The organism is Aureibaculum sp. 2308TA14-22, assembly GCF_040538665.1.
Taxonomy (GTDB): Bacteria; Bacteroidota; Bacteroidia; order Flavobacteriales; family Flavobacteriaceae; genus Aureibaculum.
On the sequence record NZ_JBEWXT010000001.1, the window covers coordinates 1,489,692 to 1,514,268 of the forward strand.

Annotated in this window: 24 protein-coding genes; 5 read left to right on the forward strand and 19 right to left on the reverse strand. The window is 35.1% G+C overall.

Going from position 1 to position 24,577, the window contains the following annotated elements; all coding sequences use genetic code 11:
- Window positions 1-69: 69 nt before the first annotated feature.
- The 19 genes from U5A88_RS06580 to U5A88_RS06670 all read right to left on the reverse strand — a co-directional run bounded on the left by U5A88_RS06580 (window position 70) and on the right by U5A88_RS06670 (window position 18,957).
- Window positions 70-1,374, reverse strand: coding sequence for a TRAP transporter large permease (locus U5A88_RS06580; protein ID WP_354204861.1), 1,305 nt, complete (start codon window positions 1,372-1,374; stop codon window positions 70-72).
- Window positions 1,375-1,376: 2 nt separating this feature from the next.
- Window positions 1,377-1,868, reverse strand: a complete 492-nt coding sequence (locus tag U5A88_RS06585) for a TRAP transporter small permease (protein WP_354204863.1) — start codon at window positions 1,866-1,868, stop codon at window positions 1,377-1,379.
- Between the two features lie 5 nt (window positions 1,869-1,873).
- Complete coding sequence (locus U5A88_RS06590; protein ID WP_354204864.1) at window positions 1,874-2,845, reverse strand: TRAP transporter substrate-binding protein; 972 nt, start codon at window positions 2,843-2,845, stop codon at window positions 1,874-1,876.
- Between the two features lie 66 nt (window positions 2,846-2,911).
- Window positions 2,912-3,580: a bifunctional 4-hydroxy-2-oxoglutarate aldolase/2-dehydro-3-deoxy-phosphogluconate aldolase gene (locus tag U5A88_RS06595; RefSeq protein WP_354204866.1), complete on the reverse strand. Its 669-nt coding sequence runs from the start codon at window positions 3,578-3,580 to the stop codon at window positions 2,912-2,914.
- 14 nt (window positions 3,581-3,594) lie between these two features.
- A complete protein-coding gene (locus tag U5A88_RS06600) occupies window positions 3,595-4,641 on the reverse strand; it encodes a sugar kinase (protein WP_354204868.1) in 1,047 nt (348 codons plus the stop codon).
- 19 nt (window positions 4,642-4,660) lie between these two features.
- A complete protein-coding gene (gene uxaC, locus U5A88_RS06605; RefSeq protein WP_354204870.1) occupies window positions 4,661-6,058 on the reverse strand; it encodes a glucuronate isomerase in 1,398 nt (465 codons plus the stop codon).
- A gap of 9 nt (window positions 6,059-6,067) precedes the next feature.
- Window positions 6,068-7,240, reverse strand: coding sequence for a DUF4861 family protein (locus U5A88_RS06610; protein ID WP_354204871.1), 1,173 nt, complete (start codon window positions 7,238-7,240; stop codon window positions 6,068-6,070).
- 2 nt (window positions 7,241-7,242) lie between these two features.
- Window positions 7,243-8,037 (reverse strand): gluconate 5-dehydrogenase, encoded by a 795-nt coding sequence (locus U5A88_RS06615; protein ID WP_354204872.1) that lies wholly within the window; start codon window positions 8,035-8,037, stop codon window positions 7,243-7,245.
- A 3-nt stretch (window positions 8,038-8,040) separates the two neighbouring features.
- Complete coding sequence (gene kduI, locus U5A88_RS06620; protein ID WP_354204874.1) at window positions 8,041-8,883, reverse strand: 5-dehydro-4-deoxy-D-glucuronate isomerase; 843 nt, start codon at window positions 8,881-8,883, stop codon at window positions 8,041-8,043.
- Window positions 8,884-8,903: 20 nt separating this feature from the next.
- On the reverse strand, window positions 8,904-10,079 hold the full coding sequence (uxuA, locus tag U5A88_RS06625; protein ID WP_354204876.1) for a mannonate dehydratase: 1,176 nt from the start codon (window positions 10,077-10,079) through the stop codon (window positions 8,904-8,906).
- An 8-nt stretch (window positions 10,080-10,087) separates the two neighbouring features.
- Window positions 10,088-11,056, reverse strand: coding sequence for a Gfo/Idh/MocA family protein (locus U5A88_RS06630; protein ID WP_354204878.1), 969 nt, complete (start codon window positions 11,054-11,056; stop codon window positions 10,088-10,090).
- A gap of 17 nt (window positions 11,057-11,073) precedes the next feature.
- Complete coding sequence (locus tag U5A88_RS06635; protein ID WP_354204880.1) at window positions 11,074-11,916, reverse strand: SDR family oxidoreductase; 843 nt, start codon at window positions 11,914-11,916, stop codon at window positions 11,074-11,076.
- Window positions 11,917-12,095: 179 nt separating this feature from the next.
- Window positions 12,096-12,275: a hypothetical protein gene (locus tag U5A88_RS06640; RefSeq protein WP_354204882.1), complete on the reverse strand. Its 180-nt coding sequence runs from the start codon at window positions 12,273-12,275 to the stop codon at window positions 12,096-12,098.
- Window positions 12,268-12,456 carry a hypothetical protein gene (locus U5A88_RS06645; RefSeq protein ID WP_354204883.1) on the reverse strand — a complete coding sequence of 63 codons (189 nt, stop codon included), beginning with the start codon at window positions 12,454-12,456 and terminating at the stop codon, window positions 12,268-12,270. Before U5A88_RS06645 ends, U5A88_RS06640 begins: the two co-directional genes overlap by 8 nt.
- Window positions 12,457-12,469: 13 nt before the next feature.
- Complete coding sequence (gene xylA, locus U5A88_RS06650) at window positions 12,470-13,795, reverse strand: xylose isomerase (RefSeq protein WP_354204885.1); 1,326 nt, start codon at window positions 13,793-13,795, stop codon at window positions 12,470-12,472.
- 19 nt (window positions 13,796-13,814) lie between these two features.
- A complete protein-coding gene (locus U5A88_RS06655; RefSeq protein WP_354204887.1) occupies window positions 13,815-15,299 on the reverse strand; it encodes a xylulokinase in 1,485 nt (494 codons plus the stop codon).
- A gap of 396 nt (window positions 15,300-15,695) precedes the next feature.
- Window positions 15,696-16,814, reverse strand: coding sequence for a ThuA domain-containing protein (locus tag U5A88_RS06660; RefSeq protein ID WP_354204889.1), 1,119 nt, complete (start codon window positions 16,812-16,814; stop codon window positions 15,696-15,698).
- A gap of 23 nt (window positions 16,815-16,837) precedes the next feature.
- On the reverse strand, window positions 16,838-17,683 hold the full coding sequence (locus U5A88_RS06665; protein WP_354204890.1) for a sugar phosphate isomerase/epimerase family protein: 846 nt from the start codon (window positions 17,681-17,683) through the stop codon (window positions 16,838-16,840).
- Between the two features lie 32 nt (window positions 17,684-17,715).
- A complete protein-coding gene (locus U5A88_RS06670; protein WP_354204892.1) occupies window positions 17,716-18,957 on the reverse strand; it encodes an MFS transporter in 1,242 nt (413 codons plus the stop codon).
- Window positions 18,958-19,148: 191 nt separating this feature from the next.
- Between U5A88_RS06670 and U5A88_RS06675 the strand changes: the two genes are divergently transcribed.
- From U5A88_RS06675 to U5A88_RS06695, 5 genes are all read left to right on the forward strand, one after another.
- On the forward strand, window positions 19,149-20,195 hold the full coding sequence (locus tag U5A88_RS06675) for a sugar phosphate isomerase/epimerase family protein (protein ID WP_354204893.1): 1,047 nt from the start codon (window positions 19,149-19,151) through the stop codon (window positions 20,193-20,195).
- Window positions 20,196-20,220: 25 nt separating this feature from the next.
- Window positions 20,221-21,381 carry a Gfo/Idh/MocA family protein gene (locus tag U5A88_RS06680; protein WP_354204895.1) on the forward strand — a complete coding sequence of 387 codons (1,161 nt, stop codon included), beginning with the start codon at window positions 20,221-20,223 and terminating at the stop codon, window positions 21,379-21,381.
- Window positions 21,382-21,395: 14 nt separating this feature from the next.
- Window positions 21,396-22,499: a zinc-dependent alcohol dehydrogenase gene (locus U5A88_RS06685; protein WP_354204896.1), complete on the forward strand. Its 1,104-nt coding sequence runs from the start codon at window positions 21,396-21,398 to the stop codon at window positions 22,497-22,499.
- A gap of 81 nt (window positions 22,500-22,580) precedes the next feature.
- On the forward strand, window positions 22,581-23,594 hold the full coding sequence (locus tag U5A88_RS06690; RefSeq protein ID WP_354204898.1) for an NAD-dependent epimerase/dehydratase family protein: 1,014 nt from the start codon (window positions 22,581-22,583) through the stop codon (window positions 23,592-23,594).
- Between the two features lies 1 nt (window position 23,595).
- On the forward strand, window positions 23,596-24,567 hold the full coding sequence (locus U5A88_RS06695; RefSeq protein WP_354204900.1) for a Gfo/Idh/MocA family protein: 972 nt from the start codon (window positions 23,596-23,598) through the stop codon (window positions 24,565-24,567).
- Window positions 24,568-24,577 lie beyond the last annotated feature (10 nt).

Sequence of the window (24,577 nt, forward strand, 5' to 3'; positions counted from 1 at the left end):
TTACTGACTTCTTTTTTTATTTGAAAATATCTCACTTAGTGTCCCATTTTTTCAGCTAATAAATACCTATTATAGGTTAAATAACCTTGGTAAAAACATTGATATTTCTGGAACAAAACTAATTAGCATTAAAACAATTATCATTATTAACAGAAATGGTAGTAAAGGCTTTATAACCTGAGTTACCGAAACTTTAGCCACTCCACTGCCCACAAAGAGTAAAGTACCCACTGGCGGTGTGCAAATTCCAATACATAAGTTTAGTACGATTACAATCCCAAAATGCACTGGATCCATACCCAATGTTGTTACCACTGGTAAAAAAATTGGAGTAAAAATTAAAACCGCTGGCGTCATATCCATAAAGGTTCCAATAATTAATAAAATAATATTAATAGCCAAAAAGATGGCAATTTTATTATTTAACGATTCTAATAGAAAAGCACTAATCATTTCAGGGATGCCTTCAAAAGAAAACAACCAAGACATGGCCATAGAGGTACAAATTAAAAACATAACTACTGCGGTCGTTTTTCCACTCGTTAATAGTATCTCTGGAAAATCTTTCATCTTCATATCTCCATAAACTAATGCTAAAATTGCTGCATATAAAACCGCAATTACAGACGCCTCCGTTGCGGTAAAAATCCCCGCCACGATACCTCCAACTACAATAACAAGTAGTAATAAACTAAAAAAGGCTTTTCTAAAAAATGTCCATACTTCCAAAAAAGTGGCTCGTTTTCCCCTTTTAAAGTTCTTACTAATAGCGATAAAAGCAACATAGCCCATAATTGCTAAACCCAATAAAATACCTGGCAAATACCCTGCAATAAATAAGGCTGCTACAGAAGCCGTTCCTCCACTTGCTAAGGCATATACAATTAATATATTACTTGGTGGAATTAACAGTCCGGTTGTTGAAGCCGTAATATTTACAGAGGCACTTAGCGTTCTTGGGTAGCCTTCCTCTTCCATTCTATCGGTCATTATAGATCCTATTGCAGAAGCCGCTGCAAGAGCAGAACCTGAAATAGCCCCAAAAAGCATAGATGCCAAAACGTTTACATAGGCCAATCCACCAGGAAGACTTGCCACTAAAGATTTTGCAAAATTGATAAGCCTGTTAGCAATACCTCCACGCTTCATAATTTCACCAGCCAGTATAAAAAACGGTATGGCCAATAACGCAAAACTGTCTATACCTGTAGTCATTCGCTGGGCAATGGTGGTTAAACCCGGTAATTTATCAATATTCAATAATAAACTTAGTGTGGTTGAAATACCTATACTATAGGCTACCGGGACTTTAAGCATTAAAAGAATAAAAAAGCTAACAAACAAAACAATAATACTTATAACTTCTATGCTCATAATTAATTTTTGATTTTGTTTGAATAAATAGTTGAAATATGATAGATGGAAAAGCACATAATTAATAATCCACTTAAAGGCATTATCGCATAAACATAACCCAATGGAATTCTTAGTGTTCCAGAAAGTTGTTCTAAATGTAAGGTAGTATAAACCAAATTTAATCCACCAATAACCATAACAATCAGTGCAAAAAGAAATATAAACACTTCGATGAGGATTGACGCTTTTCTTTTATTAGTTGTCGATAATTTTTCATATAAAAAGTCCATGGACAGATGCTCCCTTTTAGCATTTAGATAAGCCGCTCCTAAAATGGTCAACCATATTAAAGAAAATCGTGCAAATTCTTCCGTCCAAGTAAAAGATGTTCCTATAATATATCTTGAAAATACCTGAAACAAAACATCTAACACTAAAAGTGCAAAAATGATGATCATAGACCATTCCAACAATTTATTTACTTTATTAAAAATAGTTTTAGCTGTACCCATGGAAATTAATTTTTAATTTGATTTACTATCTTTTCCATCTCTGGATTTTCCTTAACAAATTCTTCTAAAACTGATTTTGATTCTTCAGCAAATAGTGATTTATCCGGAATGATAATTTCTACACCAGCTTCTTTTGCAATTTTCATAGATTCTTCAACGGAGTCGTTCCAAAATTTCTTTTGAGCTTGAGCAGATTCATCCGCTGCTTCCTGAACCCAAACTTTCTCTTTATCTGATAATTTTTCCCAATATTTTGTTCCAATTAAAAGTACATCTGGTACAGCAGAATGTTGGTCTAAAGTATAATATTTACTTATTTCGTAATGATTAGAAGTAACAAAAGATGGCGGATTATTTTCAGCACCATCCACAACACCCTGTTGAATAGCAGTATAGAGTTCTCCGTATGCCAATGGCGTGGCTGAACCACCCATAGCGTTTACCATATTAATTGCCATTTGATTATTCATTACTCTAATTTTAAGTCCTTTTAAATCGTCAGGAGTTCTAATGGCTTTATTACTTGTATAAAAACTTCTGCTTCCCGCATCATAATAACAGAGGCCCCGAAGCCAAAACTTAGATCCCTTTTCTAATATAGATTTACCAATTGGTCCTTCTAAAACCTCAAATTGATGTTCTTTATCTCTAAATAAATAAGGAATACCTAAAATATGGTATTCAGGTACAAAATTAGATAAGGTTGCCGCACTTACTTTGGTAGCGGCAACACTGCCTATCTGAAGTAATTCTAATACTTCTCTTTCTGAACCCAATTGAGCATCAGGAAAAATCTTAACTTTTAAGGTTCCATTAGACTTGACTTCCAATGCCTTCTGAAATTCTAATATCCCTAAATGTACTGGATGCGATTGTGGTAAACTATGAGCTAAATAAAGCATTTTTGTACCATCGTCTTTTTTACATGAACTTAAACTTATAAAAAATATAGCTAAAAAAAATAATTTATATCTCATTATTACGCTCTATTAAATTGACTTAAACACTTTTATAAGGAACAAAATCCTATTTTTTAATTAGTATTATTTTCTAACATTTTTAATAATCTTCAATGCTTTTTTTACTTTATTTTCTAATCCTTTAAAGTCATTATTTGTTAATATGTCTTTTGAGATTAATTTTGATCCCATACCCACACAGGTAACACCAGCATCAAACCATCCCTTGAGGTTTTCTTCTGTGGGTGAAACACCTCCAGTTGGCATAATATTGGTCCAAGGTTGAGGGCCTTTAATCCCTTTGACAAAGTTTGGTCCATAGATGTCTCCCGGGAATAGCTTAACAATTTCACAACCTAACTCTTCTGCTCTTGCTATCTCTGTTAAGGTACCACAACCGGGTGACCATAATACTTTTCTTCGGTTACAAACAATTGCGATGTCTTCTCTCAATACGGGGGTTACTATAAAATTAGCTCCTAATTGCATATACAATGAAGCAGCCGCAGCATCGGTTACTGAGCCTATGCCCATTATCATTCCTGGTAATTCTTCTATCGCATATTTGGTCAGCTCACCAAATACTTCATGTGCGAAATCACCTCTTGATGTAAACTCCATTAATCTTGCACCGCCATCATAACAAGCCTTTAATACTTTTTTGCTAAGTTCGATATCGTTGTGAAAGAACAAAGGAATCATCCCAGTTTCTTTCATTGCTTGTGCAACTTCTATTCTTGTAAATTGTGCCATGTTTTAAATCTTAATTATCGTGCAACTCTGCCTGATGCATCACCGCCCATTAATTTTTCTACCTCAGTTACAGTGACTAAATTGGCATCTCCTTTTATAGTATGCTTTAAAGCAGATGCCGCAACTGCAAAGTCCAATGCATTCTGATCATCTTCAGGGTATTTTAACAATCCATAGATCAATCCACCCATAAATGAATCACCTCCGCCAACTCTATCAACAATGTCGGTGATTTGATACTGACGGGTCTCGTACATTTTTTTTCCATCGTAGAGTACACCTGCCCATGTATTATGAGATGCTGATATAGAACCTCTAAGTGTGGTAATTACTTTTTTGGCTTTAGGAAACTTTTTCATCATTTGTTTACAGACAGAGAGAAAGGCTTCGGCTTTTACCTCATGTCCGTGTTTATGAACATCAAGCCCTTCAGGATGAATACCAAAGTGTTTCTCTGCATCTTCTTCATTACCTAAAACAATGTCACAATATGCCGTCAACTCTGTCATTATCTTTTCTCTTGCCCTATCATCACAGTAAGTCCATAATTTAGCTCTATAATTTAAATCTGTAGAAATGGTAATTCCTTTTGCATTTGCTACTTTTACAGCTTCCAAACATACGTCAGCAGCTCCTTGTGAGATGGCTGGAGTAATACCGGTCCAATGAAACCATTCTACATCTTCAAAAACAGCATCCCAATCTATCATTCCCGATTTTATCTCTGCAATTGCGGAATGGGCTCTGTCATATACTACTTTACTACCTCTACTTACTGCTCCAGTTTCTAAAAAATAGATTCCTAAACGATCTCCACCCCAAACTATTTTATCTACTCCTACACCACGTTTACGCATTTCCATCATGGCACATTGTCCAATATCATTTTTAGGCAAACGTGTTACAAAATCCACATCCACGCCATAATTGGCCAACGAAACGGCCACATTGGATTCGCCACCGCCATAAACCACATCAAAACTGTTGGCTTGCGAAAACCTTAAAAAACCGGGAGGAGCCAACCGAAGCATAATCTCTCCAAAAGTTACTACTTTACTCATTATTAGTTATTTTGTTAATTTAAATTTTGAAATACCTCTTGGCATTATAATAACAGATATCTTGAATCATTTTTCCGATAAACAGAATATCATTTGGCACTAAACCTTTTTTAATATCTTCGGCCATTAAATTACATAAAATTCTTCTGAAATACTCATGCCTTGGAAAAGATAAAAAACTACGGCTGTCCGTTAACATACCAACAAACCGACTTAAAAGACCCATGTTTGATAGTGTATTTAGTTGCTTTTCCATACCCTCTTTTTGATCTAAAAACCACCATCCGGATCCATATTGCATTTTTCCCGGTATCCCGGCTTCACTATAATTGCCCATCATTGTCGCAAATACTTCATTTTGTGACGGATTTAAATTATAAACAATGGTTTTACTCAAATACCCTTGAAAATCCAACCTATTGAATAATTTTGACATAGACTCTGCCTGACTAAAATCTCCAATGGAATCGCAACCAACATCCGCTCCAACCTCTTTTAGTAAACGACTGTTATTATTGCGTAATGCCCCTAAGTGAAATTGTTGTACCCAACCTTTGCTATGGTACATTTTGCACAATTTAAATAAAATACATGAAGCATACAGGTTTGCCTCATGCTTCGTAGTTGTGTCACCATTGATGCGTTTTTTTAATATACTATCCGCTTCTTTTTCGGTAAAATCATAGGCAAAAACTTGTGCCAGTCCATAATCTGATAAACGACAACCATTATCATTAAAATATTCTATCCTACTTTCAATTGCATCCAATAAATTATCCAGATTGTCTATAGAAAACCCAACACCCCTTTCTAGTTTTTTTAGATAGTTATAAAAAGAATCATTTTCAATTAATAGCAATGCATCTGGTCTAAAAGTAGGCAATACTTTAGTAAAAATGTTCTTATTGGCAATGGTTTTATGATATTCTAAATTATCTAAAGGGTCATCAGTAGTACAAATGACTTCAACATTCATCTCTTCCAACAACTTTGCCGGGGTTTTTTTAGCTAAAACAGCATTCGATTTCTCATAAATAGCTGTAGCTGTGCTCGGTTGCAAAATTTCATCAATATCAAAGTACCTTTTCAGTTCCAGTTGTGTCCAATGGAACAAAGGGTTCCTCAATGTATGAGGTGCCGTTACTGCCCATTTGTCAAATTTATCTGCTTTTGAAGAATCTCCGGTAATGAATTTTTCTTCAATACCATTTGCTCTCATAGCACGCCATTTGTAATGATCGCCACTTAACCAAGCATCTGTAATATTCCCGATAGGTAAATCTTCGGCTATCTGTTTTGGTGACAGGTGGTTGTGATAGTCTATTATGGGCATGTCCTTTGCATAACCATGGTACAATGTTTCTGCCTCTTTTGAGTAGAGCAGGAAATTATCTTTTATGAAATGGGTTGTATTCATTTATAAAGTCTAATTAAAAGTCACAACTAACGGATTATTAATTTTTAAAGCAAATGCTTCTAAATAGGTTTCCCAAGATTCCTGCGAAGTAAATTCTTTTGCTTTTTTCCATCCAAAACCGGAATAATATATAGCTTTTCCATTATTAACCTTAACCTTAGCAAATAAGTTACTCCAGTCTTTTTTAGGCGAATCAAATAATTCGCTCGATATCATGTTTTTATTAGGAACGATAATAGCTGTCCCAAGCTCTGAATCGTCATGAGGTTGCCAATACGAAACCCAACCTGACTCTTTATTCTGAGTTGACTTTCCATCTTTTTCATGTAATGTTAAACCTACATAAATAGCATCTGTACCGGAGATATCAATTTCAAATTTTGATAGATTACTTCCATAATCCAAAGAAATGTGTTTGGTCTCAGAAATAGTGTTGCCATCAGCATCCCAATCTGCATATTCTAAAACGAAACTGGTTCTAATAGGTCCAGTAGTAATTGTTTTCCAATTGGTAAAATTTCTTGAAATATAAAACGCAGTATCTATTTTCACAGCAATTCCACCAACACCACGTGAAACACCTACATGAAAATTATCTAAACCTTCACCATTGTCCTTGTGGTAACTGCCATCAGTTTCGAGCTCTTTTTTATACCATTTGTTAATTATAGGATAATCAACACGTTTTAACCATGCATCAATTCCACTGGAGAGTGTACCTCCCTTTACTTTATCTTCAACCATTTTTTGAGCCGTTGGACCAAAAGTTCTAAAGGCAACTTTGTTATTTTCCCAAGCATAATCATCAGTTCTTTCTGGAACAAATCTGGAATAGCAATACTCTATAATTTCAGGCTTTTCAGAGGCATCAACTGTAACCAATTCATAATGATTTGTTGAATTTGCTTCTATTTCTGGTTGAAATAATAGCACATCTGCTTTACCGTCTTGATTATTATCGACAAATTGAGATATTAAAATTTCATTGGTTTTCAAATCCTTAACTGAAAAACCCTCAAAATTTTCATTAAGTTTTAAATCTGTTTTCTTGATTTCAACTGTTTCAAATGAACGTGCTAAATCTAAAGTATTTTTAACCGTAACAACATGGGCATTCTCTTTCTTGCACCCTAATAGACTCAAAAAAACAAATACCGTTGAAAATAAAATTACTTTTTTCATAATTACTTCTCGTTTGATGGTTTACCAATGGTTGCTAAAATTCCTCCATCAACATACACAACATGTCCGTTAACAAAATCACTTGCTTTTGATGATAAAAATATGGCTACACCTGCTAAATCCTTTGGATCTCCCCATTTAGCCGCTGGCGTTCTGTTGACTATAAAATCATTAAACGGATGCCCTTCAACCCTAATAGGAGCAGTTTGCGATGTTGCAAAATACCCAGGGCCTATACCATTAACTTGAATGTTATGCTTCGCCCATTCTGTAGCCATATTTTGAGTTAACATTTTTAGACCACCTTTTGCAGCTGCATAAGCACCAACACTATTACGGCCTAACTCACTCATCATGGAGCAAATATTAATCACTTTGCCGGCCTTACGTGCAATCATTCCAGGAACAACATGTTTTGATACGATAAATGGACTTACCAAATCTACATCAATAACTTGCTTAAAATCATCAACTTCCATATCAATAAGCGGTGTACGTTTAATAATACCTGCATTATTGATTAAAATATCTATTTGACCAACTTGAACTTCTATTTTTGAGATAGCAGCAATCACTTCTTCCTCATTTGTTACATTAAATTTAAAACCAACGGCATTTATGCCTTCACTTTTGTATTCAGCAACCGCCTTATCAATCTTTTCTTGAGAAGAATTACCGTTTACAACAATAGTTGCTCCAGCTAGCCCTAAACCTCTTGCCATAGCCATTCCCAGACCATGAGTACTACCTGTTACTAAGGCGTTTTTTCCTTTTATATCGAATAATGACATACTCATAGCTTATCTTAATTCGTTTATTTTAGCAACGTCCATGTCACCATAATCTAAATTCTCACCTGCCATTCCCCAAATAAAAGAATAACTTGCTGTTCCTGAACCTGAATGAATTGACCATGGTGGAGAAATAACAGCTTGATTATTTTGCATCCAGATATGGCGAGTTTCTTGAGGTTGCCCCATAAAATGACATACTGCTTGATCTTCTGGTACTTCAAAATAGAAATAAACTTCCATTCTACGATCGTGAACATGAGCTGGCATCGTGTTCCAACTACTACCGGATTTTAAAGTAGTCATCCCCATTTGTAATTGACATACATCAACAACGCTATTTACAATATACTTTCTTAACGTTCTAGCATTTGCTGTTTCTGGAGATCCTAACTCTATAACTTCAACATCATCTGTTCCTATTTTTTTAGTGGGATATGCTTTGTGTGCAGGCGTAGAGTTTAAATAAAACTTAGCTGGATTTTTTTCAGATGCACTTGAAAAAACTACTTTTTTATTTCCTTGACCAACATACATTGCTTCTCTATGATTTAAAACATAATCTTCACCATCAACAGATACAGTACCAGTTTCTCCTATATTTATTATACCTAGTTCTCTTCTTTCTAAAAAATAAGGTGCTTTCAAAGGATCTATAGTTTCTAATTCAACTGATTTAGCAAGTGGCATAACTCCACCTGTAATAAACCTGTCATAATGTGAATAGACGAGATTGATTTTATCGGCTTCAAATAAATTTTCAATTAAAAACTCTTCTCTTAATTGATTTGTATCATATTGTTTTACTCCTTTCGGACTTGATGCGTAACGTGTTTCATAATTTGTACTCATGATTAACTAATGCTTTTAATTTATATATTTTGCTTTAAACCGTATTCTAAACCACGTAATTCTGCTAAACCACGTAATCTTCCAATTCCTGAATAACCAGGATTTGTTTTCTTATTTAAATCATCCAACATCTGGTGCCCATGATCTGGCCTTACTGGAATCTTGGAATCTTTATATCCTTTTGCTATACGTCCTTTTTCTTCTTCAAGAATGGCTTTTACAACATTATACATGTCTACATCGCCATCTAAATGATTGGCTTCATAGAAATTACCATGCTCATCGCGTTTTGTACTTCTTAAATGAAGGAAATGTGCTCTATCAGCAAAACGCTTAAAAATTTGAACTAAGTTATTATCATCTCTAACGCCTAAAGATCCTGTACAAAATGTAATACCATTAGCTCTTTCAGGAACATTATCGAATAAATAAGCATAATCAGCCTCGGTACTTACCACTCTAGGCAAGCCTAATATTGGGTAAGGTGGGTCGTCTGGGTGAATACACATTAACACATCGTTTTGAGATGCTACAGGTATAATTTCTTTTAAGAAAGACACTAAGTTTTCTCGTAATACTGATGCATCAATATGCTTGTAAGTATCTAAAATAGTTTGAAATTGCTCTAAAGTATAACCTTCTTCTGCTCCAGGTAATCCTGCAATAATATTATTAACAAGTTGTTGTTTTTGCGATTCATCAAGACCTTCAAAATAAACTTTGGCAGCTGCTTTTTGAGTATCATTATAACTATCTTCAGCTCCCGGGCGTTTTAATAAAAACAACTCGAAAGCAGCAAAAGCAATTACATCAAAACGCAAAGCTCTAGAACCATCTTCTACCTCAAAATTTAAATCGGTACGTGTCCAATCCAATACTGGCATGAAATTATAACATACTATGTTTACCCCACATTTAGCTAAATTGACTATACTTTTCTTGTAATGCTCAATATAAGTTTTAAATTCACCCGAACGTGTTTTTATATTTTCATGTACTGGAATACTTTCTACAACACTCCAAGTTAACCCAGACCGTTCGATGGTATCCTTCCGTTTCTTTATTTCTGCAATAGTCCAAATTTCACCATTAGGGATATGGTGCAATGCTGACACCACCCCTGTTGCACCCGCTTGTTTTATATCTGATAAAGATACGGGATCATTTGGCCCGTACCATCTCCATGTTTGTTCCATTTATTGTATTATACTTTTGTAAATTCTTCCATTATATTAATTACCAATTCACCATCTTCTACAGGGCAAGGATTGTCTCTTTTTCCTAAAAAATAATTAACCGTTTCTTGTATCATTGGTTCTTGAATGTTTATTGGGTTTTTAAATTCCAAATTTCTAGATTCTTTTTTAGTATTTAGTTTTAGTTTTTCTTTGTAAAACGAAAACTCAATAGTACCATGTTCTCCATAAATCGTACAGCGGTCTTCTTTTAAATGTTCTGGAATAGCAAAAGACCAAATACCTCTGAACTGAACACCATTTTTAAAATCGATAATACCGTTTACAGTATCAGCTACCACATTTATTTTTGATTGATTTACAGCAATTCCTTTTGCTGCATTATACTTACCAAAAAAATGATACATCAAATCTATTTGATGCGGAGCAATATCATGAAAATAACCACCTCCTGATACTTTTTCATCAAGCCGCCATGTAACTTTAGAAGTAAAGTCGAAAGGTTGTAAAAACTTTAAATCTACAAATTTTATGGCTCCAATCCTATTTTCTTCAACCAGGTCTTTAACTTTTAAATACATAGATAAAAACCTTCTATAATGAGCTATTACTAACTTTTGACTACTCTCCTGTACTGCATTCTTAAGTTCTGAAGCTTCTTTATTCGAAATCACCATAGGTTTTTCCAAATATACATCTTTCCCTGATTTCAGTGCTTTTAAAGCATAATCAAAATGAGTGGATGGAGGAGTAGCTATGTAAACCGCATTTATGTCGGGATTTTCTAAAAGGTTATCAACATTATCATACCAGAATGGAACATTATGCCTTTTAGCAAAATCTTCCGCTAAGTCTGCATTTCTTCGCATCACTGCCAATAATTCAGAATTATCACACTTTTGAAACGCAGGACCGCTTTTTACTTCAGCGACATCACCACATCCAATAATTCCCCAAACTATTGCATCATTTGCCACTTAACATTTTTTATTGATTAAACACCACTATAAGCACTAAAACCACCATCAATTGGTATAACCACTCCCGTTACAAACGAAGCACCTTCACCACATAACCAAAGGGTTGTTCCTACTAAATGTTCTGGTTCACCAAATTTGCCCATTGGTGTCTGTTCTATAATTTGATTTCCACGCGGTGTTAAACTCCCATCACTATTGGTTAATAATGCTCTATTTTGTTCGGTTAAGAAAAATCCGGGAGCTAAAGCGTTTACACGTATATTAACTTTTGAAAAATGAACTGCCAACCATTGCGTAAAGTTAGAAACTGCTGCTTTGGCACCACTATAAGCTGGAATTTTAGTAAGCGGCGTAAAAGCATTCATTGAAGACACATTTAAAATGCTACAACCATCTCGACCAACCATGTCCTCAGCAAAAATTTGTGTAGGCAATAGGGTTCCAATAAAATTCAAATTAAATACGAATTGAATTCCTGTAGGGTCTAAATCAAAAAATGTCTTGTAACCTTCTGTTTTATTGAGCAAATCTTCAGCTTGTAAAAACGGGTTACTGGTTGTTCCTAAAGGATGATTACCTCCTGCTCCATTTATTAGAATATCGCATTTGCCGAGAGCTTTATTGACCTCTTCTTTTGCTAAGATTAGTGAGTCCTTTTCCAAAACATTTGCTTCAACTCCAATGGCTTTACCCCCATCAACATTAATTTCATCAGCCACTTCACTCGCCGCTTCTTTTCTTAAATCCAATACTGCTATTTTATGACCCTCTTTGGCTAGAGCCTTGGCTAAAGTACTACACAAAACACCTCCTGCACCTGTTAAAACCACTACTTTACTCATATTTGACCTATTCATTTGATAAGGATTTTCTTTTCACTACAAAAATACAAAATCAATGAATCATTAGCTTCCTGTACTGTCATGGTTTTATGGTTATGTATAATTCAGTAGATTCCTCTAAATTTAATTCCAATATTATTCCTAGCAAAGAGCATCGTGAAAAATCTTGAATACTCTTCTAGAGTTTATAAGGATTAATAAATTTTTCTTTGATGATTATCATTGGATGGAATTTTCGAACCATATAAACTGTGGATGGAAGTCCACTTTTCATTAGAAAGCCAAAGCATAGATTTTTTGTATGGATTCTCGGTAAAGCCTTCTATAGAATTACAACCCGTTTCTTTATTGAAGCCAAAGAATCCTTCATTCAAAAATCGATTTTACCTCATCATGAATTTTTAAAAAATTTGCATCCAAATCATCATTGCTAATTTCTTTAACTTCAGGTAAACTTTTCGTGATTTTGGGAGTTTTAAATTGTACCCTTTTATCTTTACCATCAACAAATACAACGAACTCCCCTTGTTTTATTCCATAATGGGCATCCACCATTGTAACTTGAAGATTAAATGTATTGATTAATTATATTTTCAAACAGTTCTTGTTTACCACTTTTTAAAGTTAGTTCACCATTCTCTTGGGCAATTTTGTACAAGTCTTGAAGATTTAATTTACCTTGTTCAAAGTCTTTTCCTTTGCCCGTATCAAAAGAACTATACCTTTCTTTTCTCATTTTTTCATAAGGTGAAGAAGAGATAATCTTATCGGCTATTAGCAAAGCCCTAGCAAACGTATCCGCTCCACCAATATGAGCGTGGAACACATCTTCTAAATCCGTTGAATTTCTTCTAATTTTTGCATCAAAATTGATTCCACCACCTTGCAGGCCTCCTGCTTTTAAAAACACTAACATGGCTTCTGTGGTTTCTTGAATATTATTGGGAAACTGATCCGTATCCCATCCATTTTGGTAATCACCTCTATTGGCATCCATGCTACCTAACATTCCTGCTTTTGCGGCCACTTCTATTTCATGCTGAAACGTATGTTGAGCCAACGTAGCATGGTTTACTTCTATATTAATTTTAAAATCGTTGTCCAGTCCATATTCTTTTAAAAACCCAATTGCCGTTGCAGTATCAAAATCGTACTGATGTTTCATAGGTTCCATGGGTTTTGGTTCTATAAAGAAGTTTCCCTTAAAACCATTGCTTCTAGCATAATCTCTCGCTATGGTTAAAAATTGACCCATATGATCTAATTCACGCCCCATATCTGTATTTAACAAAGACATATACCCTTCTCTACCTCCCCAAAAAACATAATTTTCACCATCCAATTTGATAGTGGCATCTAATGCCAATTTTATCTGACCTCCTGCCCTTGCCAATACGTTAAATTCGGGATTAGTAGCCGCACCGTTCATATATCTTGGGTTTGAAAAACAATTTGCAGTACCCCAAAGTAGCTTAACACCAGATTCTCTCTGTTTGGTTTTTATATAATCGGTAATCTGCTCCAAACGTTTTTCAGATTCAACAAAAGTAGATGCCTCTTGAACCAAATCATAATCATGAAAACAGAAATAATCAAATCCCATTTTTGTAATAAATTCAAATGCGGCGTCAGCTTTATCTTTGGCAGCCTGTATGGGGTCAGGTGATTTATCCCATTCAAAACTTTGAGTCCCTGGTCCAAAAGGATCCGAGCCCTGACCGCAGAATGTATGCCAGTAGGCTATCGCAAATTTAAAATGCTCACGCATGGTTTTGCCAGCTACAATCTGTTCAGGATTATAATATTTAAAAGCCAAAGGATTATCGGATTCCTTACCTTCAAACTTTATCTCACCAATACCTTCGTAGTATTCTTTATTACCGATTAATACCATAATTGTATTTTTATAAAATTTATTTATTCAAAATTAATTCCAGTTCTTTTTTCCAATTGTTGTAAGCTATTTGATATGCTTCTTTGTCTTCAAAAGGCATAATGGTTTTTACATGGTCATTATCTATAATAATTCTTCCAAATTTATGATAATCACCTTTATGTAATCCTGCTGCTCTAGCAGCACCAATTGCACCAGTAGTATTATATATTTCAATATCTTGGTCAATTAATGTTGCTACGGTATTTGCAAAAATTTCAGAGCGGAATAAGTTGTCATTACCAACTCGCATTACGCTTATTTCTATCCCATCTGATTTTAGTATTTCCATACCATAAACAAATGAAAAAGCAATACCTTCAAGAGCCGCTCTACAAAGATGCCCTTTATCGTGGTTGTTTAAATTTACGTTTAACAACCTTGTCCCCAGGTTTTTATTATTCAGCATTCTTTCTGCTCCATTACCAAAAGGCAAGATAAAAACACCATCTGAACCAACAGTAACTTCTGAAGCTATTTTATTCATTTCCTCATAAGAATTTACATCTAAATTATTTAGTAACCATCTGTATTGAATCCCTGCTCCGTTGATACATAGTAATTTACCAATCTTCGGATCTGTTCCCTTAGTATAATTTACGTGAGCAAAATTGTTTACTCTTGAACTTTCCTTTACTGATAAACTATTTGTAACGGCGTATACTACTCCAGAAGTACCTCCTGTAGCAGCAACTTCTCCAGGATTAAAAACATTCAATGATAAAGCATTATTCGGTTGATCTCCAGCTCTATAATAGATTGGAGTCCCTGCTGCCAAACCGCTTTCTTTTGCTCCTTTTTCATCAAGAATAGATTGTAATCCGAAAGTATTAACTATGGTTGGTATTTTATCTTTCTCAATACCGTAGGTATCCAATAAAAAATCGGCCACTTTATCATTTCTAAAGTCCCAAAAAACTCCTTCAGATAAACCTGAAATCGTTGTGTTTATTTTGTTCGAAAATCTATAGGCAATGTAATCTCCAGGCAACATAAATTTATCAACTTTGTTGTAAAGTTCAGGTTCGTTGTCTTTTACCCATTTAAGTTTTGAAGCTGTAAAATTAGCTGGTGAATTTAATAAATGAGAAGTGCATTTTACTTCCCCAATTTCCGTAAAAGCTGTATTACCTATTTCAACAGCTCTACTATCGCACCAAATGATTGATTTTCTTAGTAGCTCACCATTAGCATCAACTAAAACGAGTCCGTGCATTTGATAGGAAATACCTATCCCCTTTATTTGAGTTTCGGAAATATTATAGTTCTTTTTAAGTTCTTTTATAGCATTGCAGACATGCTTCCACCAAATATCAGGGTCTTGCTCTGCCCAACCATTTTCTACGGCCAAAATATCCATTTCGGTCTCTGGTTCTTGAACAACACCCAGACTTTTACCTGTTTCTATTTCTACCAATGCAGCCTTTATGGATGAACTGCCAATATCTAATCCTAAATAATACAAGTTATTTTTTTTAAATTTATTATTATCTCTTTCAAATATAAACTTTTCTAAGGTATTTAATTCAGGTTTACCACCTCTTTTTCCAATTCCGCAAACTATGTAAATATTACTTTTATAAAGTATAACTTGAGTCCTATATCTACCTCTATTTAAATGTTGAAGCTTTCGCCATGTTTATATTTGCATAGTCAATTAATACTGTTAATTTTGTTTTACCTCGAATAGCATCAAAAGGGTTGAACATGTTTTGTAGATGTAACTCCACTTAAAACCGTTCCCACTGCATTTTAAGTCGAATCATACAATAACACAATAGATTTGGATTTCACATCCTGCCACCTCGACAAAAGAAAAGTTTTTCGTTTTTAGTGAGGTAGTAGTAATAAACACATATATCTACTCCAGATCAGCAACCTTTAATTGCTTCTCTGTCCAGTATTCATTTTTTCGAAATTCATATTTAGTTGGCTTATAATCACCAACTATTGTTACATCAGCCTTTCCAGGGACATCTAAACTCATAGCCCAAAACATTCCATTTACGAACAACCTTCGGGTTCCTTCTATTAAAAGATCTGTTGATGCACCTAAGGTGGAAGTAAACACTTTACCTTTTTTACCATCAGCTAATTGGTACGTTTTTGTCCATGCCACAGGCATCATTGGGTCATTTAATTTTAGTCCTTTGTCATTTGCAGTAGCAATTTCGTCATCAGTAGGTTTCATTCCAAAGAAAATATCACCTTCATCAAATTCTCCTTTGCGATTAATTACTTGTCCTAAAATAATTGGATTTACATCAGTTAGCATGGGCAATCTAACCCCGTAAACATCTGTTGAGCCCCAAACATCACCATCATTAATACCGTTTGTGATTACATGGTCTTCTGCACCATCAGCAATAATTCCCTTTGTACTCTGATGTTTGTGTTTTCCATGATGGTTTATCCATTTTTCTCCTAAAATAAATCGTCCAAAACCGTCTTTCCATTCTGTTTTATCTCCACTATAGTAATTTCCGTAATGTGAATAATTAGAAATAGAATCTTGGTTAAATTTAAAAGCATGGGTTGATGTTCGCATACCAACTACTGGTTTTCCAGATTTCAAATAATCGTCTATATGTTTCATTTGACCATCAGGTAATGCTCTAAATCGAGTGAAAATTACCATTAGATCTGCCAAAGCTAAGGCTTCTAAACCAGGAATGTTCTTACCATAATTTGCATTGACAATACCAGGACTATTCGGATCCTGAGCAAATAAAACAGTGCATTTGAATCCGTGATTTTTAGACATAATTTTAGCTAGCATAGGCAGTGCTTCTTCTGACCTGTACTCTTCATCACCTGAAACAAAAACTATGTGTTTGGCAGCACTATCTTTACCATCAAATGTTAGCCATTCCTTAGTAGCAGGAGTATCAATCTTTTCAGAAGTATCCTTTTCTTTATCTCGTTTTGTACCACAAGCAATAATAAGCAAACAAACAAAACAGTAAAACAATTTTTTCATGGTGTGATGAGATATTTTATTAATTAGAGATTATTTTTTAATCCTTCCTTTATGAAAGCTAGTCCATTTTTATAAATTTCTTCGGATGGAGAATAATCTCTCCAAACATTAATGGCATTGGCAAACTCAGGAATAATTGTACTAAAGGCTTCAATGGTTAACCATCCGTCATAATTAATTTGGTTTAAAGTAGAGAAAACCTCACTCCAATTAACTTGTCCACCACCTGGTGTCCCTCGGTCATTTTCACTTATATGAACATGCTTTAGATACGGTGCAATTTCTTTTAATGCACTTGCCTGACTTTTTTCTTCAATGTTTGAATGGTGCGTATCATACATAGCACCAAGGTTTGGATGACCCACCTCTTGAACCATTATACTCAAATCGGCCATTGTATTATACAAATAACATTCAAATCGATTTAAAGCTTCAGGGGCAAGTACTATATTGGCTTGTTGGGCATATTCTGCCGCTTTTCTGAGCATTTCAATACTCCATTGTCTTTCAGCTGTAGTAGGTGGTTGTCGCGTAAAATAGGCAAAACTAGAATGAAACGGACCGCATACAACCTCTACATTTGCAACTTGAGCCACGTCTATTGACCATTTTAATTTATCCAAACCTGCTGCTCTGATTTTAGCATCTGGACTAGCTATATTTTCATCAGGTGCTAAAGAAGCCACAGCAGTAACTCCCATATCTATTGAAGAAAAATGAGATCCAAGCTTAGTATAATGGTTAATATCGCCTTCACCTAAAAACAATTCAATACCGTCGTATCCAGTTTCTTTTAAATTATCAACTATCGTATAATGCTCCTCTGTGACATGATTAGTCCAAAGTAGCATATTCATGCCTATTTTCATTTTTGATGATTTAAATTATAAATGGTTATTGACTAAGCCGTGACTTCTTCTGGTTTGTTTCTATTTTTAACCCAAAAGTAAAGTATAGTAAATAGAACAATCAATACACCAGGAAAGAGAATCATTGTTTTTAATGTTTCTTGCCCTGCGGCTAGTTCAAGCTCATTACCTGTCAATCCTAAAGCTGTGGCTCTTTCCCTAGCATTATCAATCCATCCTCCAAATATGGGTTGCATATTAGCGGTCATAAACATACCAATTGCACCAATAACGGACATTCCTAAAGCACCACTCCTTGGTATTTTTTCAGCAACAAAACCAATCATGTTTGGCCAAAAATAACAAATACCCAAACCAAACACTATTGCTGCTACATAAGTCATATTACCAGTAGTCGAACTCAATAAAAAGATACCAATAGCAGTAACAATAGCAGAACCTAATAGAACACCAGTCTGATCGAACTTGTGTACAATATCTCCCCCAAAATAACGCCCAATTGCCATAACTCCAAAAGTAAGAGCCATTATAATCATTGGTGCTGCTCCACTACCCTCTAATACTAATCTAACCCATTGATTAGGTACAAATTCAGATATTGCTGTCATAGCCATACAAACCGCTATAAATATAAAAATTGGCGTTGCCATGCCTTTTAAATTCCCAGCTAATGTTTTCGCTTCCTGTAATCTTGGTTTAGGGAATTTTTGACCAAAAAACAAATAGGCATAAATAATTGTTGGGATTAAAATAATCGCCATTTGTGCCTGCCAACCTAATTCCAATTCTGTCATTCCATAACTGAGTAAACTTGCTAAAACTATTCCACCTGGAAACCACATATGGAATCTATTCATAAGGGTGTTCATTTTTTTTCCAGTAGCACTATCTGCAATCATGGGATTACATGCAGCTTCGGTACAACCATTACCTAAACCGATAAGAAATGTCGCAATGATTAGCCCCATATAGCCTCCTGCAAAAATAGTTAACAGAATACCAAGCGTATGTGCTATGAAAGCAAATTGCATAATTTTTTTTGGTCCTACCGTATGGTAAATTAAACCGCCCACAATCATAGCCAATGGAAAACCATAAAACCACATAGAATTAATAGTTCCTAATTGTCCTGCTGATAAGCCGAATGCTTCTTGTAGTTGGGGCAAAATACCTGCTCTAAAGCTAAAAGAAAAGGCGGTAGTAATAAGTGCAAAACAACTCGCATAAAAAAGTCGATTTGTATTAATTTGGGATTCCAGATTTGTAGTTGACATAGATTGATTTTTTGGGTTTTAACAATTCATAAGAAGTGCTGTTGTTTTTTAATATTTGTGTATAATAGTAATCAAAATTATAAAAATAATCCAATTTTTAGTGATTTATAAAAAATATTTATAATTTACAGCTTTAAATTTACATTAATATTTCGTTTGAATTTCCAAATTAGTTTATAAAAAATAAAATTATGCAAGAAAATAATTTTCCCAAGCTACACAACGCCTCATGGCCAGGTGTAGTAGGTAAAGGGCCAGATTCTGAACCGCCTATTTCCATCGACACAATGATTGATTTAACCGCCAACGCAGAAGTTGATGGTGTAAAATTTGACGGTTTTGATCTTTTTTTAGCAGATCCTCATTTAGATATCGACTCCTCAGATGATGGAATAAAAAAAATGGCTGACATGGCAAGGTCAAAAAATCTAGAAATAGGAAGTTTAGTAGCACCTATTTGGGCCGGAACTGGTGGTGGGTCAGCTATGGGCTCTAAAGAAGAACGTAATATGTTCGTTACACAAGTAAAAAAAGCAAGTAAAATTGGAAAAAAATTAAGGGATTTAGGTATTCGCCCTCACGGAATTATTAGAATAGATTCTTCGGTTGACCCAGAAACTTGGGCAAAAAATCCTGTTGAAAACACCAAACTTATTGCCCATACTTTTAGAGAGGCTTGTGATGTTGCAGCAGACTATGGAGAATCATTAGCTGCTGAAGGAGAAATTTGTTGGGGTGGCATGCATGGATGGAAAACAATGGTAAATACTTTAGAAGCTGTGGATAGGCCAAATATTGGATTTCAAGCAGATATGGCTCACACCCTACTTTATTTACTTGGATATAATAAACCTGATGAAAGAATATTACCAGAAAATTTTGATTGGAATGATAGAGCAACCTTAACAGAAGGCTTAAAAACAGTTACAAAGGCACTACGCCCTTGGACTATAGATTTTCATGTTGCTCAGAATGATGGTACCGTCTTTGGTGCGGGTTCTCATGATAAAACAGGAAGGCATTGCCAAGCAAACGACCCTAATGGTAAATTGGATATTCCAGTTGATGCTGGACACTGGCTCAGAGACGAAAATGGAATTTTAACAAAGAAGTTTAAGCATATTTGTTGGGATGGTTGTATGTTTCCTAATGATGTAATGATGCAACCTCAAACGTGGAATGATGTACTTGGAGCTATGATCAAAGTACGCCAACAGCATGGTTGGTACGAAGCTTAAAATAATTAAAACATTTATTTAAAATATGTCAACTAAAAAAGAACTAAGAATAGGATTGGTAGGTTATGGTTTTATGGGGAGAACTCATTCTAATGCCTATAAAAGAGTTGGGGATTTTTTCCCAGATTTAAAATTTCGTCCTGTATTAAAAGTCGTTTGTGCAAGAAATGAAGAAAGAGTTCGTGCTTTTGCAGACCAATGGGGCTATGAATCAATTGAAACAGACTGGCGGAAATTGGTTGCAAGAGATGATATTGATGCTATTGATATTTGTACACCAAATAATATGCATGCTGAGATAGCCATTGCGGCTGCAGAAGCGGGTAAAATGGTTCTCTGTGAAAAGCCTTTGGCAAGAACTGTTGCCGAAGCTCAACCAATGGTAGATGCCATTGAAAAAGCCGGAGTGCCTAATACCGTATATTTTAATTATCGAAGACTTCCGTCCGTAACACTTGCAAAACAGTTAATTGATGCTGGTAAGTTGGGTAAAATATTTCACTATAGAGCTAATTTTTTACAAGACTGGACTATAAGTCCTGAATTACCTCAAGGTGGTGAAGGCTTATGGCGTTTAGATAATGCAGCTGCAGGTTCTGGTGTTACTGGAGATCTATTGGCTCATTGTATTGATACAGCTATGTGGTTAAACGGAGGCATAAAAGATGTATCTGCCATGACCGAAACGTTTATCAAAGAAAGAGTACATACGATTACTGGAGAAAAGCAAAAAGTAGACATTGATGATGCCTGCCTATTTCATTGTCACTTTGATAATGGTTCTTTGGGATTGTTTGAATCAACGCGATATGCACGTGGACATAAGGCCCTTTATACTTTTGAAATTAACGGAGAACATGCATCCATTAAATGGAATTTACATGATCTAACAAGATTAGAGTATTTTGACCATCGCGACGAATCTATGGAAAGAGGTTGGCGTTCCATACATGTAACAGATGGAGACCATCCCTATATGGACAAATGGTGGGTTCCAGGATTATCCATTGGTTACGAACATAGTTTTGTACATCAAATCGCAGATTTTTTGCAAAGTTTGGAAGAAGGTAAGCCCTGTTCTCCAACCTTCAAAGAAGCTCAAGAAACTCAAAAGGTATGTGAAGCGGTTTTGGAATCTGCTAAATCTAAACAGTGGAAAGATACTGGTGTAGATTGGAATTTTTAAAATAAAATACAGAAATGATTAAAGGATTCTGCCTTCATGCCAAGGAAAAAATAAAACCAACGGCCGATTTGGTAACGACGAATACTTCCATAGTAGAAATGGACCCACCCATTCTTAAGGAGGGAGAAATCAGAGCCAAAACGCTGTTTACGGGTATTTGTGGCTCAGATAATAGTGCTGCACTCGGTAAGTCCAATTTTGATTGGGTGGAACGACCGCGAGTTATTGGACATGAATTTAGTGCTGAGATTATTGAACTAGGACCTGGTAATCATGGAGATATTAAAGTTGGAGACATCTTTGCACCATTGGCCATGTTAGGCTGTCAAGAAGCGGACTGCCCAGCCTGTAGTGTCTCTAAGTGGAACTTATGTCCTTCTAAGGAAATCATTGGGTTTCATAAAAACGGAGGTTTCGGACAAGAAGTTGTTTTAGAATCTGATAGAGTAGTTATTTTAAGTGAAGGTTTAAGTTCTAAACAAGGAGCATTAGTAGAACCTTTATCCGTTGTTGTGAATGCTTTAAATAGTGCAGCGAACATTAAACCGGGAGATGATGTAATTGTTACGGGTTGCGGTATTATTGGATTAATGTCCGCTGAATTGGCAAGAGCATCTGGTGCTAGGGTTGCTATTACAGGCATAGCCCATGATCGAAATCAGCGATTAAAAAAGGCAAGAGAGCAAGATTTTATTACTATAGAAGTGTCACCAGATAATACACTAACTTCACAATTAAAAAATGGAATAAATGATAAAAATGGAATACGTTTTGGAACAACTTCGGGTCAAGTTGATTTGGTGATTGAATGCTCTGGAGTGCCACCTGTACTTTCGGAAGCGTTTGGCATAGTAAAACCCGAAGGAGATATTTGTGTTATCGCTACCTATCCAGAAGAAGTATCAATTAATGCAACCCATTTAACACGAACCTCTTTAAGTATGAGAGGTTCTATGGGGTCTTGTCGTGAACATTATGTGATAGCCATGAAACTAATGTTGACAGGAATCTTTCCCGCGGAAGCTTATATCAATCATTATGATTTTTCTGATATTACAAAAGCTTTTGAAGATTCAATCAAAACAAACAATATCAAAGCGGTGGTAAAAATGAATTAATATAACTCATCCTAGAAGAAATAAAAAACAATTATAAATAAGCTAAAAGTATGGCTTAAAACCTAAGGTTAATAACATTAAATGCATACAATCTTTATAACAGGCGGTACCGGATGTATTGGTGCAGTTACAATTTACAAATTATTACAATCTAAAGAAGTAGATAAAATTGTTGTTACTTCAAGATCGAACAATTCAGAAACATTGAAACTGTGGTTGGGAGATACTTTAGATTCAAAGTTAGAATTTATAAACTTAGATATTGCAGACTATGATGCTATTCCGTCTATTCTAGCAAAGGTAAATCCAACCCACATTATCCATTTAGGGGCTTATCAAAGTCCAGATTGTTCTAAATACCATATCCAAGGTATGGAAATTAATACAGGTGGTACAATGGCACTTTTTGATACGGCCGAAAAGCTACCTAATCTTAAACGTTTTGTCTTTGCTAGTTCTGCAGCTGTTTACGGAATGCGTGCTATGTATCCTGAGCCTGGTATAACCGAAGACGCTCAACTTTCACCACCTAATCATTATGGAATCTGGAAATTGGCTGGTGAACATCTGGCTAGGTTGTTTTATGATACAACGAAGGTTCCTACAGTTTGTTTGCGAATAAATACAACTTACGGTCTAGGTAGAGATAAAGGAAAAACATCTGCACCTACCAATGCACTAAAGGCAATTGCTCTAGGTGCTTTTACAGAAAAGAGAATTCCTTTTGAAATGCCATATAACGGACGGGAAAATTATCACTTTGTTGAAGATGTAGGTGCACACTTTGCTACCTGTACCTTATCTCCATATAATGGTTTTGGTGCATTTAACATAAAAGGGGAAACCATAGCTATCAACGATTTTTTAAATATAGTAAAAGAGCAAGCAAGGGTTTTAAGCATGGACGAATTTGTAGAATTGACCATAGCAGAAAATGCAGAACCTAATTTATTCGTATCCGACTTGAGTCACGATAAAATTAATACTACATTTAAAAACTTACCTTTAACTAGTATTTCAGAAGGGGTTAAAAAATCATTACTAGCATTTATGAATTTAGCGGAAAAAGGAAAATTGAACTATTCAAAACCATAATATGAAACCCATAAATATTGCTTTTATTGGAGCTGGAGATATTGCTAATTTACATGCAGAGGCCATTCAAAACCTAGAAGGTGCTGAACTTGTTGGACTTTGGAACAGAACGCTAGAAAAAGGCAAAAAAAAAGCTGAAAAGTTTAATTGTAAAGTATATGCTACGGTCGATGAATTACTAAATGATCCTTTAATAGATGCGGTTTTTATATTGACTAATATGGAAACTCATTGTGAATACACCATAAAAGCTGCTAAAGCAGGTAAGCACATACTTGTTGAAAAACCAGCTGCCTCAAGCATTGATGAACTTTTAGCTATGCAAAATGCAATCGAGGAAGCAGGAGTAAAATGTATGCCAGTACATAATTACATTTATGAGGACGGAATAAAACGTACACAAGAAATGATACAAAATGGCAAACTAGGTAAAATTACTCAGTTTTATATGATGTACAACATTCACCATGCTGATGAAATCAGAACAAGATACCCTGGCGTAATTGGTCAAATATTAACGCATCATAGTTATACTATGCTATACTTGGCTGGTCAACCGAAAACCGTTTCTTGTTTTAAACATACGGTAAATACCGAAATTGCACCTCAAGAAAATTTGGCCATGGCCAACATACAAATGCAAAATGGCTCATTAAGTCATTTGTGTGCTAGTTTTGCTAATGATGACCATGCAGGTGATCCATGGACTTGCATGATCAAAGTCATAGGTACTGACGGAAGTACTCGCTATAGTTATAGAGATTGGGTCATTAATGATAGAAACGGAGCTCACTCTCAGACCTATCAAGCTTATCCAGAATCAATAAAAAATACAGCTACTCATTTTATAAATGAAGTGATTCGTAATGACAAAGCACCATTATCTTCTATCGAAGATGCCATTACATGTCAGAAAATAATAGAAGCTTGTGAGTTATCTGTAAAAGAAGGTAAACACATCAACATTAATTGAACAACTTTAA

Excerpts from the sequence above, each read along its gene's own strand:
- U5A88_RS06580 (WP_354204861.1), bottom strand. The coding sequence starts at position 1,374 with ATGAGCATAGAAGTTATAAGTATTATTGTTTTGTTTGTTAGCTTTTTT.
- U5A88_RS06585 (WP_354204863.1), bottom strand. The coding sequence starts at position 1,868 with ATGGGTACAGCTAAAACTATTTTTAATAAAGTAAATAAATTGTTGGAA.
- U5A88_RS06590 (WP_354204864.1), bottom strand. The coding sequence starts at position 2,845 with ATGAGATATAAATTATTTTTTTTAGCTATATTTTTTATAAGTTTAAGT.
- U5A88_RS06595 (WP_354204866.1), bottom strand. The coding sequence starts at position 3,580 with ATGGCACAATTTACAAGAATAGAAGTTGCACAAGCAATGAAAGAAACT.
- U5A88_RS06600 (WP_354204868.1), bottom strand. The coding sequence starts at position 4,641 with ATGAGTAAAGTAGTAACTTTTGGAGAGATTATGCTTCGGTTGGCTCCT.
- uxaC (WP_354204870.1), bottom strand. The coding sequence starts at position 6,058 with ATGAATACAACCCATTTCATAAAAGATAATTTCCTGCTCTACTCAAAA.
- U5A88_RS06610 (WP_354204871.1), bottom strand. The coding sequence starts at position 7,240 with ATGAAAAAAGTAATTTTATTTTCAACGGTATTTGTTTTTTTGAGTCTA.
- U5A88_RS06615 (WP_354204872.1), bottom strand. The coding sequence starts at position 8,037 with ATGAGTATGTCATTATTCGATATAAAAGGAAAAAACGCCTTAGTAACA.
- kduI (WP_354204874.1), bottom strand. The coding sequence starts at position 8,883 with ATGAGTACAAATTATGAAACACGTTACGCATCAAGTCCGAAAGGAGTA.
- uxuA (WP_354204876.1), bottom strand. The coding sequence starts at position 10,079 with ATGGAACAAACATGGAGATGGTACGGGCCAAATGATCCCGTATCTTTA.
- U5A88_RS06635 (WP_354204880.1), bottom strand. The coding sequence starts at position 11,916 with ATGAATAGGTCAAATATGAGTAAAGTAGTGGTTTTAACAGGTGCAGGA.
- U5A88_RS06645 (WP_354204883.1), bottom strand. The coding sequence starts at position 12,456 with ATGGTGGATGCCCATTATGGAATAAAACAAGGGGAGTTCGTTGTATTT.
- xylA (WP_354204885.1), bottom strand. The coding sequence starts at position 13,795 with ATGGTATTAATCGGTAATAAAGAATACTACGAAGGTATTGGTGAGATA.
- U5A88_RS06660 (WP_354204889.1), bottom strand. The coding sequence starts at position 16,814 with ATGAAAAAATTGTTTTACTGTTTTGTTTGTTTGCTTATTATTGCTTGT.
- U5A88_RS06665 (WP_354204890.1), bottom strand. The coding sequence starts at position 17,683 with ATGAAAATAGGCATGAATATGCTACTTTGGACTAATCATGTCACAGAG.
- U5A88_RS06670 (WP_354204892.1), bottom strand. The coding sequence starts at position 18,957 with ATGTCAACTACAAATCTGGAATCCCAAATTAATACAAATCGACTTTTT.
- U5A88_RS06675 (WP_354204893.1), top strand. The coding sequence starts at position 19,149 with ATGCAAGAAAATAATTTTCCCAAGCTACACAACGCCTCATGGCCAGGT.
- U5A88_RS06680 (WP_354204895.1), top strand. The coding sequence starts at position 20,221 with ATGTCAACTAAAAAAGAACTAAGAATAGGATTGGTAGGTTATGGTTTT.
- U5A88_RS06685 (WP_354204896.1), top strand. The coding sequence starts at position 21,396 with ATGATTAAAGGATTCTGCCTTCATGCCAAGGAAAAAATAAAACCAACG.
- U5A88_RS06690 (WP_354204898.1), top strand. The coding sequence starts at position 22,581 with ATGCATACAATCTTTATAACAGGCGGTACCGGATGTATTGGTGCAGTT.
- U5A88_RS06695 (WP_354204900.1), top strand. The coding sequence starts at position 23,596 with ATGAAACCCATAAATATTGCTTTTATTGGAGCTGGAGATATTGCTAAT.